Source organism: Chitinophaga lutea, assembly GCF_003813775.1.
Classification (GTDB): domain Bacteria; phylum Bacteroidota; class Bacteroidia; order Chitinophagales; family Chitinophagaceae; genus Chitinophaga; species Chitinophaga lutea.
In genome coordinates this window covers 2,915,253-2,931,228 of record NZ_RPDH01000001.1, presented here as the reverse complement: position 1 = coordinate 2,931,228, position 15,976 = coordinate 2,915,253, and the positions used below count along the sequence as shown (strand labels likewise).

The following is a 15,976-nucleotide window of genomic DNA, read 5'->3' as shown; positions in this document are numbered from 1 at the left end:
CTTCACGCGAACTGACGGCTATTCATACACCGGGGAATTTATTTTCGTCATTGCTGTCGTCCCGTTTGCAAATATGGCGCAAATTTTCATTCTCTACTACGGCCTTTGCTCACGATGCGAAGTAATCTTTCCTTCGTGGTTGATCACCGTTACAATGCCGCCGTCCCGGACAGTGGCGGTGAACTGCGAACTGGTGGCTTCGATCTCCGGAGCCGGTGAGGCGGCCGGCATTCCCAGCATACCCGCTTCTGTGGCATAGCGGCGGTGTTTCCGCAGGTACTGTTGCTGGCGGTAATACACATCCCACAATATGCGACGGGCCGCCATGCCCGCAGGCGCCACAAAAGCAGTGGCATCACCTCCTGCCGGTTTTGCGCTGAACTGCAGATAACCCCACCGTTCGGGGGCATGCATGTTGATGATCTCCTGCGGCGACCATACCCAATTGTATTCCGGCACACCCGGCCGCTTCAGGTATTGTCCGTTTCGGATATCGGTATCCCACTGCACACGGGAAAAATTGATTCTCCAGTTGCTGCCGTCGGCGGGTTGCGTTCGCCCGCGGTAAAAACTTAGCGATTTAAAAGGAATAGCCATTTCAACGGTCCAGGAATGGTCTTTGTCTGCCGGGTTGTTCAATGTACCGTTGATACGCACTGCCGTCTGCAGTCCTTTGGCGTCCCAGTTCAGCAGCGCCATGCCTCCGTTCCGGTAAGGTTTAGGCATATACAGATCCATTACCGTATTAAGCGCGTTGATTTCTATTTCATAATACTGATGGGTATCCCCGTCCGGGTCGATAAATACTTCAAAGTCGTTATCGTGAAAGATGATGGTATCCTTTTCCCGGAGTTTCCCCCAGATATGCTGCTCTTCCATTTCCGCCAGTATGTAAAGATGTGTGGCATCCCAAAGCATTTTCACACGGGTACGCTGCGAAGGTGCAGGCTTGCTGCTGCCTTCGATATCCTGGAAGTCTTCCGTCCAGGCAGCCTGCTGCCACGCCGCTTCACTGGCCGCGCCATCGATCTGAAGCGGAGCGCTGGTCTGATAACACACATAATGCAAAGGCGTTCCTTTGAACTGCCCGAAATTGTCGGAAAAAACCTGGGCATGGAGCGTGAGGCTCCAGGGGAGAAACAGTAAAGTAATAAGGCACCGGGCGTATTTACACATGCCGACAAGATAATTAATCAGTTGCGTATAGCGGACTGTTTTATGACGGGCGGCGCGGTGAGCACGAACAGGTTCGGGAAACCGATATGCACCTTTAATAAAAAATGCCGACCCTTACTGCGGATCGGCATTTCACCTATTTTCCGTTCTCTGGCTACGCTGCTTTATCTACCGTCAGCGCCATTACCAACCATTTTTTTCCCGGGATAGCTATCCTCTTTTTCAATGCAGGATGACTGGTCAACTTCGTCCCTATCTCTTCATCCCCTTCTTCCCGGACATCCGGTCGTTCTCTTCCACCGCTTCCTCCGCCTTTTTGGACGCTATGCGGCCGAAGCGCCAGGTAAGGCTCAGTTTCGCGATGCGCGATTCCCAGGTACCTTCCAGGTAAAACGGCGCGGCTTTGTTGGTGGCATCCACCGTGCGGTAGCGGTTCGTCCGGAAAATATCAGACACGCTGAATCCCACGGTCAGCCGGTCGTCGAGCAGCTGTTTGGAAAATCCGGCACTCACTTCGGCCAAAGATTTATATCGCAGCGCACCATATAAACCGCCGCCATCGTACCAGGCATTCAGTTCCACTGTAAATTTCGCAGGCAGTTTGAAAGAGTTATTGGTGGAGAAACCCCACGATGCCGCCCGCTCCTTAAAATCCCTGCCCGCCAGTCCACCGCCGTACCGGGAGATACTTCCGTATACCGTGTTGTAATTCTCCCACCATGCCGGCAACGGCAGCGGGAACGATAACGAACCGTGAAATACGTGTTGCAGCGAGGCGTTCAGGGTGGTGTATGTTACGACCGGGCTGTTGTCGTCCTGCTGGATAGTGTACACCATCGGATTTTTCACCCGGTTGTACCCCACAGCCAGTTCTGCGTATTTGAAAAAGGTTTGCGTAAGCTCGAAGTTCTGGGAAAACTGCGGGCGCAGGGTGGGCAGACCGGTTTCTATCGTGAAGGGATCAAGGTAACGGATCGCCGGGTTCAGCAGCTGGTAGTCCGGGCGCTCAATGCGCCGGGCATACGATGCGGTGATTTTGTAGTTGTCACTGACGCTGTACGACAACGCGGCGTTGGGAAAAAGCGACCAATAGTCCTGCTTCACCAGCACCGGCCCCTGCAGCGAATCCCCCTTATTGGCGGTATGCTCTGCGCGCAGGCCAAGGCGATAGCTCCATTTGCCTCTCGTCAACTCCGTTTGAGCATAGAGGGCGCTGATATGTTCCGAAAAGCGGAAGCGGTTGCTGTTAGCGGCGTCTTTCCACCAGGTGTCTGACAACACTTCGGCGGTACGGGTATTATCCATGCTCGTATACCCGTGCCGGACGCCGGCCTCCACTTTACCCAGGAACATCGTTTCCCGTGTGTAGTCAACGCGGGCGGTGTATGTTGCTATCGAACCGGGATAAAAATTCCTCGTCTGCCGCCGGGAGTTGGGAGTACGGATATCGAACTCATCGCGCCCGTACAGCTTCAGCTGGGCCGTATGCAAAGCGGCCGACAAGCGGCTTTTCCCGTCGATCATCCATTTGTATTGCAGGGTGGAATTAAAATTACGCTGCTTGTTCAGGTTATCGTTCCGCTGGTGCAAAGTGGAATCGGGGATAAAACGGGTGTAGGCATAACCGTTCTGCGGAGCGCTGTTCTGGTCAAAACCCAGTTGCAGGCTGATGCTGCGGGCGCTGTCGATCGCATACTGCACAGACAGTTTGGCGAGATGGGAATTGATTTTCTCAGGATAATGCTGCACCTGCTGCATGCGGTGCTCCTTGCCGTTCTCGAGGTAGCTGCGGCTGATGCTGTCGTGCCACCAGCTGCGATCATACGAATAGGTGTAGTTCGTCCCGATATTCCATTTCCCTTTCCCGTAATTAAGCTGGAAACCGTGGTCCGTTTTCATGTACTTGCCCCAACCCAAACCGGACGTAATGGAGCCGTTGAGGCCGGGCTGAATTTTGCCGGTGAAGCGGATGTTGATGACGCCCGCATTGCCTGCCGCATCCATACTGGCCGGCGGCGTGCTGTACACCTCGATGGCCTTGATACTCGTGCCGGCGGTGGCTTTCAGCAGGTTTTTCAACTGGGCGGCGCTGAGCTGGGTCAGTTCCCCGTCCAGCATCACGGTCACGCCTTTTTTGCCCTTCACCGAAATTTCGCCGTCTTTGCTAACGGTCACGCCGGGAAGGTCTTTCAATAATTCAAAGGCGTTCTGACTTTGCGACACCACGCTCTTCTCCACGTTCATGACCATTTTACCGGGCTCCGATACGATAGTGGGCTTGCGACCCGTTACCTGTACCGTTTCGAGATTCGTGCTGGCGGGTGGCAGCACAATGGTAAGCGGCATCTTTTCAGGGACGCTCACCTCCAGCCATTGGGTCTGATAAGTGATAAAACTGACCTGTAACAGGTATTTGCCGCGCGGTACCGCGGCAATGGAAAAGCGGCCATCGTCTCCGGCCATGGCAGCTTTCAGCTGCGAGGAGTCTTTTAAGTTCTTTAAAAGCACCGTGGCGCCTGGCAATGGCTGTTGCTTCCGGTCTTTTACAAAACCGTTCACCTCTCCCTGTTGGGCAAAGGCAATAGTGGGCAACAGCAAACTCAGGCACAAACAAATAGTTAGGTTAAATTGGCGAATCATTGTGCTGATTTGTTTTGCAAAACTGTTTCATCCGGTTCAAACCGAAAAAATCAAATTGACCAACCGTCCCGGCAAATGATGAATTCAACACATCCGGAGAACGGCTTCCACATTTGATTTGAGCCATTTTACCGGGACGATTTATTTCCTAAAATGGTGTTAAAAACCAGCTTCTCTTAAAACACATATCCGCCAGGCCGGATACCCGCACCCGCCGTTCCGGATAAAATCGCCGTCACTGGGGCTTCCGGCAGTTCAATTTGCGCGGCCTCCGCCGTCTTATATTTCCGGATTATCCCTAACTTCCGGTATGCACCGGAACCTTTTAGCCTCGATACTCGACAACGACTTCTACAAGTTCACCATGCAGCAGGGCGTAATACGCCTGTTTCCCTACGCGAAGGCCCGCTACAGGTTTATCAACCGCGGTAAACACGCCTTCCCGCCCGGCTTTGCGGCGGCCCTGCGCGACGCCGTGAACGGGATGGCACAGCTGCAGCTGACCCGCGACGAGAAAGTTTTCCTCCAGGTAACCTGCCCTTACCTTGACCCCGTATACCTCGATTTCCTGGAAGGCTATCGTTACGATCCCGAAGAAGTGCATATCGAACAGACCGGCGCCGACCTGGAGGTGCGGGTGGAAGGCCTTTGGTACAGAGCTATTTTGTGGGAGGTACCATTGATGTCGCTCATCTGCGAACTGTATTACCTGCTTGGCGAGCCCAGCCGGGTGAGCGACGAAGAAGTGATGCGCAGAACAACGGACAAGATCGAAAAATACCGCGCCCTCGGCGTTACCGTAGCGGAGTTCGGAACACGCAGAAGGCACTCCTACCAGGTTCACCGCCTCGTGATGCGGGTCCTGAAAGCATCCGGCACCGGGCCCTTCATCGGCAGCAGCAACGTGCATATGGCCATGCTGCACCAGACCAAACCTATCGGCACCCATGCCCATGAGTGGTTCATGTTCCACGCCGCCCGGTACGGCTTCAAGATGGCCAACGCCCTCGGTCTGGAACACTGGGTACAGGTGTATCGGGGCGACCTCGGCATTGCACTCTCCGACACATATACGACAGACGTATTTTTTCGCCAGTTCGATAAAATGTTTTCGAAGCTGTTCGACGGCGTGCGGCACGACAGTGGCGACCCACTGCTCTTTGCAGATAAGGTGGTAGCGCACTATCAGCGCATGGGCATCGACCCGCGCAGTAAAACCATTATTTTTTCGGATGGGCTGAATTATGAAAAGGTAGCCCGCATTGCGGAGCATTGCAGGAACCGCATCGGCATGTCGTTCGGCATCGGCACCAACCTCACCAACGACGCCGGCCCCGCCGCCATGAACATCGTCATCAAAATGACCGAAGCCTGTTCCCAGAACGGGGAATGGACGGAAGTGGTGAAACTCTCCGACGAGCCCGGCAAATATACCGGCAGTGAAGACATGATCCACCTCGCCAAAATCATACTGGGCATCGGTTAACCTCCACTCTTTATACCATAAACGCAACAGGGATAAAAGGCCGCTACCGGCTGCTGAATCTTTCAGTATGGTGAGCAGATGAGCGCGTTTTGTTCTTACAGGTCTCAATACCGGGCGTATTTTTTTAACCGCTCCGCGAAGTTGAAACAGCATCCACACAACCATTTCTCAAAATGGGAAAACGATTTTAACAGACGGGAAATTCGGTAACATCTCCAAACAGTTGTCCATAACGGAAGCCGGCAGCACGCATTCCGCAAACAAACACCGGTAGCACCTTACCCAAAACGGAATTTATTATCCAAAATGCACAAGTATTGAATCGTAAAATACAAGCGGTTAAATTCCCTAATTCGCAATTATTATTCCTGATCCGATTATGCTAAACGTAAGCCCTGTACGAATTTTGCGGTTTCAATCAATTTACCGGACATGACATAAAATCCACACAACATATCTCCAGGGCTTTAACAAATAAAAGAGCCGCACAGCGGTCAACTACACGGCTCATCCACCAGGGTGGAACTTTCGAACTCGTCAAAATCCAAAAGCAAATGCAATATATAAAAGTATTGTCAGCAGGCTTCCTATGCCTTTGTTTCTTCTCTTCTTTTTCGCAGCAAACCGGCCATGCCTTTGTTTCCGGCTATGTGCGCGATGCGGCCGGTGCGCCGGTCCCTTTTGCCACGATAAAAGTGCTGCACACCCAAACCGGCGCCCTTTCAGACACCAAAGGCCTTTATACGTTGCCCGCATTGGCGGCCGGCGATTACACGATCGTGATAACGGCGCTGGGATATGTACAACAGGAAAGGAAGATTGCCCTGAAAGCGGGCAGCAACCAGTCGCTGCACTTCAAACTAAGCGCCACCGCACAGCACATCAATGAAGTAACGGTGATCGGGCGTACGCTTACGCAGGAGGTGAACCGCCAGTCATACAACGTCACCGCCATCGATGCTACCAAACTGTACAATTCCACGCTCGACCTTTCCCATGCGCTCGACCGGGTATCCGGCGTACGGGTACGGGAAAACGGCGGGCTGGGTTCCCGCATCAACTTTTCCCTGAACGGGTTTACTGGCCGGCAGGTACGCTTTTTTATCGACGGCATTCCCATGGATAATTTCGGCTCCTCCTTCCAGCTGAACAATATCCCCATCAACCTCGCCGAGCGCGTGGAAGTGTACAAAGGCGTGGTGCCGGTGTGGCTCGGATCCGATGCACTGGGCGGAGCCGTCAACATCGCGACCGGCAGCCAGCAGCGCACATACTTCGATGTATCTTACTCCTACGGTTCGTTCAACACCCACCGGAGCGCGGTGAACGCCGGCCTCACTACCGGCAAAGGTTTCGCCTTCCAGCTCAACGCATTCCAGAATTATTCGGACAACAATTACCACGTACATGTAGACGTGGCAGACATCCATACCGGCGCTTACTATCCCAACCAGAAAGTGCGCCGCTTTCACGACAATTATCACAACGAAACCATCATCGCCAATGTGGGCGTGGTGAATAAAAAGTACGCCGACAAATTACTGCTCGGCATCACCCTCGGCCAGAACCGCGCCGACGTGCAGACGGGCGCCCGCATGGTGAGCGTTTTCGGGAAGTTTTACACCCGCGGCAACATCGTAATGCCCAGCCTCAAATATGCCAAAAACGATCTATTCGTAAAGGGACTGAATGTGCGCGTGTCCGGTAACTACAACCTGGGCGAAGAACAGAATGTGGATACCTTCTACCGCCGGTACAACTGGTTCCAGCAGTACAAAACGTACAATGGCCTGGGCGGAGAGCGGGAACGCACCTTATACAAATACCGCAACAACAACGGGCTGCTGACCACTACGGTCGATTACCGGTTCGCCGGGCGGCATTCTTTTATGCTCAACCATGTGTTTAACACCTTTGACCGGAAAGGCTCCGACAAGCTGTATCCCGAAAGCGTGAAATACGAGCAGCCGCAAAAACTCACAAAAAACATCATCGGTGCGGGTTACAAGTTCGATTATGATCCCCGCTGGAGCACGTCCGTATTTGTAAAATATTTCATACAGCAAACGAAGTATGCACAATCGTACAACCCTACCGGCAATTGGGGCGACATCGCCTACCGCAACCAGGAGAACAAGTTCAACAATACCGGCTACGGTATTTCTTCGTCGTATTTCATCACCCCGCAATTGCAGGTGAAAGGCTCATACGAAAGAAGCTACCGGCTTCCCGACACCTACGAGCTGTTCGGCGACCTCCTCAATCTCGAAGGCAATATTTCGCTGCGGCCGGAGAAAAGCGACAATTTCAACCTCGGCGTGCATTACCATTTCGACATCAACGAGGTGCACCGCTTCAACTTCGACGGCAACCTGATTTACCGTAATACCAGCGATTTCATCAGGGCCTCCCTGAACCAGAACCAGACCAAACAGGTGATGGAAAACCGGGACCGGGTAACCAATGCAGGCGCCGACGGGGAGATCAGGTATTCTTTCAAAAACCTGCTCACGGCAGGCGTGAACCTTACCTACCAGAACATCCGCAACAAAACCCGGTTTGAGCCCGGTTCCAGCGAGTACAGCATCCTGTATAACGACCGGATCCCGAACATGCCCTTTCTGTTCGGCAATGCTGATGCGTCCATTTTCCTGCCGAATGTAGGCTGGAAAAGCAACACGCTGAGCCTGGGTTACAATGTACTGTTTGTGCACGCCTATTACCTGTACTGGCCCAGTTTGGGTGACGACAAGCTCGACATCCCCCGGCAGCTGAGCCATGACATCAATGCCGTGTACGCCATCGCCAACGGCAGGTACAACATCGGGCTGGAATGTAAAAACCTGATGGATGCGCGGCTGTACGACAATTTCAGCCTGCAGAAACCCGGCCGGGCATTTTATGTTAAACTCAGATACTTCTTTAAAAAATAAACCAGTTAATAAACAGCAACATGAAAAAGGCAAACAAATTTTTACTCCCGGTTTTGTGTATGGGCACCCTGTGGACGGCCTGCTCCAAAGACAGCAATAAACCCGGTAACGGCGGTGAAGGCGGCGGTACCGGCAAAACGAAATATATCATTGCGTCCGCGCCCATCGCGTCGACCGGCGTGGCCGATTACCTGCTGACGGCGGACAATCTGACTTCGGGCACGATCTCCACCCTGGGGAACGGCAAGGAGCAGGACGGTTCATACCGTTATTACATCACCCACCGCAACCGCTTTTTCAGCCTGTTGTACGGCCAGGGCAACCCCGGCGCCGTTACCACCTACAACCTGAATGCAGCGGGCCAGCTCACCAAGGTATCCGACTTCCAGAGCGAAACCGTGCAGGTGCATACTATCATAGGGGATGATATCGTGACCATGAAAGTACCGCGCTCCGGCAACCAGAACGCCCTGATTTTCCGGATAGATGCCAATAAATCACAGATCGTCGGCGAAGCCCAGGTCAACATCGTTAACCTCGCCGGCAACGGAGAGCGGGCACACTTTACATGGGCTACACAGGCTGGCAACAAGTTGTTCGCGCCCTATATGAGCATCAAGGGCGCCGCGCCCGATGTATTCGGCACTTCATTCCCGGACAGTACCTGGGTGGCAGTGTTTTCATATCCCCAGCTGCAGTTGGAGAGGGTTATCCGCGACAACCGTACCAGCTTTCTCGGCGCCTATTTCAACAGCGGTCTTGTACAGATCGAAGACGGCGACCTGTATGGTTTCTCCGGAGCATCGGCCACAACTGCCGGCGCGCCTGCGAGTACCAAACCGTCCGCCATAGTGCGTATTAAAAAGGACGCCGTGGAATTCGACAAGAATTATTTCTTCAACCTCGAAACCGCATCAGGCGGCCATCGCTTCGCCACCCAGACGTATTTCGGCAACGGGAAATTCCTGCTGGAGATGTATGCCGAAAAAGGGAAAACCACCGGCAAAAAGAAATTCGCCGTGGCAGATGTGCTCACCCAGACATTCGCCTGGGTAACCGGGGCGCCGGCCGATATCGTTTCCACTTCCAGCCTTTGCAACCTGGTGGTGGGAGACGGTAAAACCATCTATGTCGGCATCACCGACGCAGAAGGCAGCTACGTCTACGCCTTCGACGCCGTTACCGCCAAAGCCACCCGCGGCCTGAAAGTGGATGGCGGCAAAATCACCGGCATCGCAAAACTGACTTATTAGTCCATACATGCTGCTGCGAAGATTACCCAGGCAGCATGTTCATTTCACCGAACCTGAAGAAGCCATGACGAGCAGAACACTTCCACCCGCCCAACCAAAGAAAAAGCACCCGCGCAGTTTATTTTACCGCGTATCCGCCTGGCTGCACCTGTGGCTGGGCCTGGTCACCGGTATTATCATGGTGATCGTATGCGTGATGGCCTGTGTATGGGTTTTTAACGACGAAATCACCACCCTGCTGGAACCCGAAACCCGGGTGGCCCGCCAGGAAGCGCCGGTGCTGCCGCCCTCGCGCCTGAAAGCAATTGCCGATTCCGTTTATCCCGGCAAACGGATGAACTATGCCATGTATCAACAAGGCAAAGCCGCCTACGTGGTACTGGGCGAAGGCAGGAGAGGCAATACCACCCTGCGGGTGAATCCTTACACCGGCCATGTGATCAGCATTAAAGAGCAGCAAGAAGGCGAAGTGGATTTTTTCCGCTGGGCGCTCAACGGCCACCGCTTTTTATGGTTGCCTTACAAAATCGGGCGGCCGGTGGTGAATTACGGCACACTCATTTTTGTGTTCATCCTTATCACGGGCATGGTGCTGTGGTGGCCGAAAAAATGGAAAAAAAGCACCCGTGAAAAGAGTTTCTCCATCAAATGGAAAGCCTCTTTCAAACGGGTGAACTACGACCTGCACAACGTGCTGGGTTTCTATTCCCTGGTGGTGGTGCTGGCCATGGCGCTCACCGGCATGGTGTACGGCATTGAATGGTACAGCAAAAGCATGTACTGGGCCACCACAGGGGGTAAAACGCTGCATCCTTTCGGCGGCGGCGCCGTATCCGACTCCCTGCAGCTGGGCAGGCATTTCACGCCGGTACAGGCCATGGATGCGGCCTGGGCACAGGTGGTGACCAAACACCCCGAAGCGCAGGGATTCTATTACAGTTTCGCAGATACGTCCAAACCCAAATCGACGATCAGCATCACCATTTATCCCACTGCCGGAAAATTCTACAATCACAGGAATTACCAGTTCGACCAGCATACGGCGAAAATGTTTCCTTCCAAGGCGCCTGCCTACGAAGAGGCCTCGGCGGGGGAAAAGCTCCGGAAAATGAACTACGACATTCACGTGGGCTCCATCCTGGGCTTCCCCGGTAAAGTGCTGGCATTCTTCGGGTCGCTGATCGGCGCCAGTTTACCCATCACGGGTTTCATCATCTGGTATGGAAAGAAAAGAAAGAAACCCGCCGGCAAAAAACCGTTAAACCGGAGAACAGCGGCGGATGTGGAAATGGCGCCCTGACGCAGCCTACTGTAATGCGAAAGGCTGTCCCTGACCGGGGCGGCCTTTTTTAATACATCCCGTTACCGGCAACAACCCGCCGGAGCGCAGGAATAGTTGTTTTTCTTCGCCAAATCCGTTAACTTTTCTAAGCCATTGCGTGTTAACCATTATATACTTCTTACCGTGAACGCCAAGAAAATCATCAGTCAGCTCCTCTCCTCCGCCGGCATCACTGTGAACGGCAATAGTCCATGGGATATCCAGGTGCATAATGATCATTTTTATACCCAGGCCCTGGCGGCAGGCTCTTTGGGGCTCGGTGAATCCTATATGGGCAACTGGTGGGACTGCCAGCGCCTCGATGAGTTTTTCAGCCGGGTGCTGCGCAGCGAACTGGACAAAAAGGCGCGCAGGAGCCTGGCCGTCAAAGGCGAAGTATTGCTTTCCCGCCTCTTCAACCCACAGAGCCCTTCCAAAGCCTACCGTAACGGCGCGGCGCATTACGACCTGGGCAACGACCTGTTCCAGGGGATGCTCGACAAACGGATGGTGTACACCTGCGCGTTCTGGGGCAATGCCCATACCCTCGACGAGGCGCAGGAACAGAAACTCGACCTCACCTGCCGGAAGCTTAAACTGCAGCCCGGCATGCATGTGCTCGATATTGGCTGCGGCTGGGGCAGCTTCGCCAAATTCGCGGCGGAAAGATACCAGGTTAAGGTCACCGGCATCACGATATCGAAAGAACAGGCCGAACTCGCCATGCAGCTGTGCAAGGGCCTGCCGGTAAACATCCAGCTCATGGATTACCGGGCGCTGACCGGCCGCTACGACGCCATCTCCTCGCTCGGCATGTTTGAGCACGTAGGGCTGAAGAACTATGACATATATATGCAAACGGTGCACAACTGCCTTTCAGACGACGGGTTGTTCCTGCTGCATACCATCGGCTCCAACACCTCCACCGACTATATCGACCCCTGGATCAACAAATACATTTTCCCGCATTCCCTGCTCCCTTCCATCCGCCAGATCGGCAAGGCCATCGAGGGGCTGTTTGTGATGGAGCACTGGGAAAATTTCAGCGTCGATTACGACAAAACGCTCACTGCCTGGTTCGAGAATTTCTCCGCCAACTGGAACAAACTCAAAGCCCGGTACGACGATACCTTTTACCGCATGTGGAAATATTACCTGCTCTCCTGCGCAGGCTCTTTCCGGGCCCGGAAAAACCAGCTCTGGCAACTGGTGCTGTCGAAGAAAGGGATTGAAGGAGGGTACCGGTTCGCCTGATTCATTACACCGGGATAGCCGCTTCCGGAAAAAGGAATTGAAGGAGGATGGAACGAAGCCGCGGTCATTGCAAACCGATCGCATCTATTCAAAATAAAAAAGAGGCCGGAAGTTCCGGCCTCTTTTGCTATAAAATTGTACAGGTTAGTCTTTCAGTCCAAGGTATTGCTGCACCGCCTTGTAATCGTTCCAGTCTACGGATGCCTTTCGCGCGGTAGTACCGCCCGGTATCAGGATGTACCGGTACTGGAACCGTTCCTGTCCGCTCACGGTGGCGGAACTTGCGTTGGCATTGGAATACAGGCTGATCTTGCCTTCCAGGTAGGTAGCTGAAATCAGCAGCCCGCCGAACAAATCGGTAATCGGCAGCGCCTCGATGATGGGTGTGGCGGTGGTGCCGTAGTTGAAGTACACTTTGACTTCCCCCATGTTCAGGATGTCTTTGGTGAGTTTGGCCGCGGGGATTTCGGCGAAATAGCCGTAGAGAGTATCGCCGGCCTGGTTGCGGTCTTCCTGGTAGGTCACCTTCAGCCAGGCGGAATAAATAACATTGGCGGTGCCTGCGGGGCCGGGAGGACCAGCGGGGCCACCCGGGCCAGGGGCGCCCTGATCGCCTTTTGCGCCGGCCGGACCGGCGGGGCCTTCCTTGGAACACGCGTTGAAGAGCATGGCTACGGCCACCAGCGAAACATATACAATTCGGGTTGCAATCCTTTTCATAGAGAGAGAATTTTAGTTATAAAATAGTTGAAGTTATTTCGAGTGTTTACCGGTATGGGCTATACTAAAAACGGATGCCGGCACCTGTGCGCGCATCCGTCAATATTCCTTTTACGATCCTGGTTGACTGGGGCAGCAGCTCAAACGTTCCAAACGACGCATGCTCTACCAAACGAGATTTAACAGACAATCTGAGCCGACACAATTAGTGCACCTAAGCAATGCTTAAGTTACGCAATTAAACGCATGTTTTTTCCTTTTGGAGCATGTTTTTTATGAACGGATACACGCCCTTTGCGGCAGCCCCGCACACATCGTCACAAATAACAATAAGTTCGTATATAAAAAACCCCGGCGATGATCGCCGGGGCTTTTGGCTGCCTGCAGGGCCGCCTGTATCAGTTGTTTTCCGTATGCTTTTTGAAGCTGTCGAGGATGGCCTGCCAGCCGCCCTGCTGCATTTCAACGGGATGTGTATCCTCCGCGTCGAAAACTTCCGTCACTTTTACGCCGCTGCCTTCGGGGCTGAAGGTCACTTTTACCTTTCTGCCGTCGCCCAGCGTGTAGGCGATGAGTTTATGCTCCTCCACATCGGAGTAAATGCCGCCGAAGTCGAAGCTGAAGCTGCCGTCTTTAGCGGCCATCGTGGTTTTGAAAGTTCCGCCGGGCCGTAAGTCGTTTTCGGCGTGAGGCGCATGCCAGTCTTCCGACGCCTGTGCCCATTGGGTGATATGTGCAGGCTCATTGAAATATTGCCATACTTTTTCGATGGGGGCCTGTACGGTGGCTGCAACTGTGATCTGTGTTCTGTTTGTAGGTTCCATGGTTGAATGTTTTTTATTTGAGTGTTTGTGTTTGTGTGATTGACGATACAAAAATAGGGGCTTGTTTTTATTCAGGCCATGTCTGAATCCGACAAAGTTCAGGTCAATTGCGACAGCGGGAAAATTCCGCCCGTAAACCGTATTTTGCAACCGATGGAGCCACTGCAAACCTTTTCGAAAACGAGGATAGCCCCCACTCCCAGCGGCTTTCTGCACCTGGGAAACGTATTTTCCTTTGCGCTCACGGCGGGGCTGGCCGCCAGGATGAATGCCGCCGTACTGCTGCGGATCGACGACCTCGACCAGGAAAGGGCAAACGAGGTTTTTGTGCAGGATATTTTCGACACGCTTCACTTCCTCAACATCCCCTTTTCAGAAGGACCGCAAGACTATCCGGCATACAAAAATACCTGGAGCCAGCTGCACCGCCTCCCGCTGTACCAACAGGCCCTGGAGGAACTGAAACCGCATGTGTTCGCCTGCGATTGCTCCAGGACCCAGATCGCCCGGGCAGGGAAAGACGGTGTTTACCCCGGTACCTGCCGCGATAAAAACATTCCCCTCGATACACCTGGCGTAGCATGGCGGCTGCGAACCGCTCACGATGCAACGTTGCGGGTGCGCACGCTGGAAGGCCCTGTAATCGAAACAGCATTACCGGCGCAAATGAAGGATTTTGTGGTGCGGAAAAAAGACGGGTTCCCGGCATATCAGCTGGCCTCGGTCGTAGATGATGAACATTTCGGGGTAGACGGTATTATCCGCGGCGAAGACCTTTGGCCGTCCACCCTTGCGCAGATCTATCTTTCCACCCTACTACCCGGTTGCCGCTTTGGAGAGAAAGTATTCCACCATCACCCGTTGCTTCTCGAAACCGGCGATCTGAAAATGTCGAAATCGGCGGGCTCCACCTCGGTACAATTTCTCAGGAAATCCGGCAAAGCGCCGCATGAAATATTCAGCGCCATTGGCGCGATGATGGGTATAGCCGCACCTGTACGGGATTATCTCGAACTAACGGACGCTGTGCTGTAAATTCGTGGATGCCGTATCCCGGGTTGGCTGCCCTGCGCCATCATTACCCGGATTGCAGTCAGTAGCTTCCATCCCGCCGGCAGACTACTTCGCCAGCGGATGCTGCAAATAGATGATCAGAAAAGACAGCAAGAGGAAAGGCACTTCCACCGCTGCCCCTTTCAAATCCCTTATCCACAGCTGCAGGCAGATGATGAGTAATATTACCGCCGCCGACAGAAAGTTGCCCAACAGGAAAGTGCGCGGGAACAGGATGAGTACTCCGCCGAGCAATGTGGCCGCGCCGATGACCGCCACCCAGGTTTTGCCGATATGCCATTTGCCGAACATCTCCAGCATCTGCGGTTTGGCGGAAAGCATGGCCCAGCCCTGTTTTACACCCATGTATAATGCAACGAGAATGAGAATGGAGCCGATGATTTTTACTGCCATAGTGGTAGGATATGTGTTCCTGAATTTAACGCAATTTGTTGTACTATTGCCGGAACGTTTAACCTGTTAACATGTCACTAACCGCTTACCTCTGCACTACCTGCGGCACCCAGTATGCACCAGCCACCGCTGCGCCCGCACATTGTATGATCTGTGAAGACGAGCGCCAGTACGTCAACCCAAAGGGCCAGGGCTGGGCCACCCTGCCGGCAGTCAACAGACAGTATAAAAACATATTCGAAAAAGTGACGGACAACCTGTTCGCCATTTATACCGCGCCTGCTTTTGCCATCAACCAGCGCGCGCACCTGCTGATCACGCCGCAGGGAAACGTGCTATGGGATTGTATCGCTAACCTCGACGACAGCACCGTCGAACTGATGGAACGCCTCGGCGGCATTCATAGCATCGCCATCTCCCACCCGCACTATTACACCACGATGGCTGAATGGAGCGTGCGCTTCGGCGATGTGCCGGTGTACATTCATGCAGGCGACCGGCAATGGGTAGCCCGGAAAGATTTTAACATCGTGTTTTGGGAAGGGGCCGAACACTCCCTGCTGCCCGGCGTGAAGCTGGTGCATACCGGCGGGCACTTCGACGGCGCAGCCATCCTGCATTACAACGCGGGGAATGGTTTGCTGCTGGTGGGCGATGCGATACAGGTCTGCCCCGATCTCCAATCGGTATCATTCATGTACAGCTACCCGAACTATATCCCGCTTCCCGAGAAAGCCATCCTGAAAATAAAAGAAACATTGCTGCCGCTGAACTACGATGCCATGTACGGCGCTTTCGGGCACTACCTCCGGGAAAATGCGGCGGAGCATACCCTATTTTCCATTGAACGGTACCTGAAGATATTCCGGTAGCGGCTCCGGGGTAAAAGAGTTGCATCACGA

General features: G+C 53.7%; 12 protein-coding genes. 7 read left to right on the top strand and 5 right to left on the bottom strand.

What is annotated here, in order from left to right; genetic code table 11:
* Positions 1-96 precede the first annotated feature (96 nt).
* Both EGT74_RS11890 and EGT74_RS11885 read right to left on the bottom strand, forming a co-directional pair.
* Positions 97-1,176 carry a carbohydrate-binding family 9-like protein gene (locus tag EGT74_RS11890; protein ID WP_123846714.1) on the bottom strand — a complete coding sequence of 360 codons (1,080 nt, stop codon included), beginning with the start codon at positions 1,174-1,176 and terminating at the stop codon, positions 97-99.
* Between the two features lie 252 nt (positions 1,177-1,428).
* Entirely contained in the window at positions 1,429-3,786 is a 2,358-nt protein-coding gene (locus tag EGT74_RS11885; protein ID WP_158618102.1) for a TonB-dependent receptor domain-containing protein, read from the bottom strand.
* 340 nt (positions 3,787-4,126) lie between these two features.
* On the opposite strand from EGT74_RS11885, the gene pncB reads away from it, so the two are divergent.
* The 5 genes from pncB to cfa all read left to right on the top strand — a co-directional run bounded on the left by pncB (position 4,127) and on the right by cfa (position 12,063).
* Positions 4,127-5,302, top strand: coding sequence for a nicotinate phosphoribosyltransferase (pncB, locus tag EGT74_RS11880; RefSeq protein WP_123846712.1), 1,176 nt, complete (start codon positions 4,127-4,129; stop codon positions 5,300-5,302).
* Positions 5,303-5,856: 554 nt separating this feature from the next.
* Complete coding sequence (locus EGT74_RS11875) at positions 5,857-8,235, top strand: TonB-dependent receptor (RefSeq protein ID WP_123846711.1); 2,379 nt, start codon at positions 5,857-5,859, stop codon at positions 8,233-8,235.
* Between the two features lie 20 nt (positions 8,236-8,255).
* Entirely contained in the window at positions 8,256-9,488 is a 1,233-nt protein-coding gene (locus EGT74_RS11870) for a DUF4374 domain-containing protein (RefSeq protein ID WP_123846710.1), read from the top strand.
* A 64-nt stretch (positions 9,489-9,552) separates the two neighbouring features.
* A complete protein-coding gene (locus EGT74_RS11865) occupies positions 9,553-10,788 on the top strand; it encodes a PepSY-associated TM helix domain-containing protein (RefSeq protein WP_123846709.1) in 1,236 nt (411 codons plus the stop codon).
* A 165-nt stretch (positions 10,789-10,953) separates the two neighbouring features.
* A complete protein-coding gene (cfa, locus tag EGT74_RS11860; RefSeq protein ID WP_220392845.1) occupies positions 10,954-12,063 on the top strand; it encodes a cyclopropane fatty acyl phospholipid synthase in 1,110 nt (369 codons plus the stop codon).
* Positions 12,064-12,207: 144 nt separating this feature from the next.
* On the opposite strand, the gene EGT74_RS11855 is transcribed toward cfa, so the two are convergent.
* Positions 12,208-12,783: a hypothetical protein gene (locus EGT74_RS11855; RefSeq protein ID WP_123846708.1), complete on the bottom strand. Its 576-nt coding sequence runs from the start codon at positions 12,781-12,783 to the stop codon at positions 12,208-12,210.
* A gap of 398 nt (positions 12,784-13,181) precedes the next feature.
* Positions 13,182-13,607, bottom strand: a complete 426-nt coding sequence (locus EGT74_RS11850) for an SRPBCC family protein (RefSeq protein WP_123846707.1) — start codon at positions 13,605-13,607, stop codon at positions 13,182-13,184.
* A gap of 153 nt (positions 13,608-13,760) precedes the next feature.
* Between EGT74_RS11850 and EGT74_RS11845 the strand changes: the two genes are divergently transcribed.
* Complete coding sequence (locus EGT74_RS11845) at positions 13,761-14,642, top strand: glutamate--tRNA ligase family protein (protein ID WP_220392844.1); 882 nt, start codon at positions 13,761-13,763, stop codon at positions 14,640-14,642.
* Positions 14,643-14,726: 84 nt separating this feature from the next.
* Here the strand turns inward: EGT74_RS11845 and EGT74_RS11840 are convergent, their stop codons facing one another.
* Complete coding sequence (locus tag EGT74_RS11840) at positions 14,727-15,074, bottom strand: DoxX family protein (RefSeq protein WP_123846706.1); 348 nt, start codon at positions 15,072-15,074, stop codon at positions 14,727-14,729.
* Between the two features lie 71 nt (positions 15,075-15,145).
* On the opposite strand from EGT74_RS11840, the gene EGT74_RS11835 reads away from it, so the two are divergent.
* Positions 15,146-15,946 (top strand): MBL fold metallo-hydrolase, encoded by an 801-nt coding sequence (locus EGT74_RS11835; RefSeq protein WP_123846705.1) that lies wholly within the window; start codon positions 15,146-15,148, stop codon positions 15,944-15,946.
* The last annotated feature ends 30 nt before the right edge of the window (positions 15,947-15,976 follow it).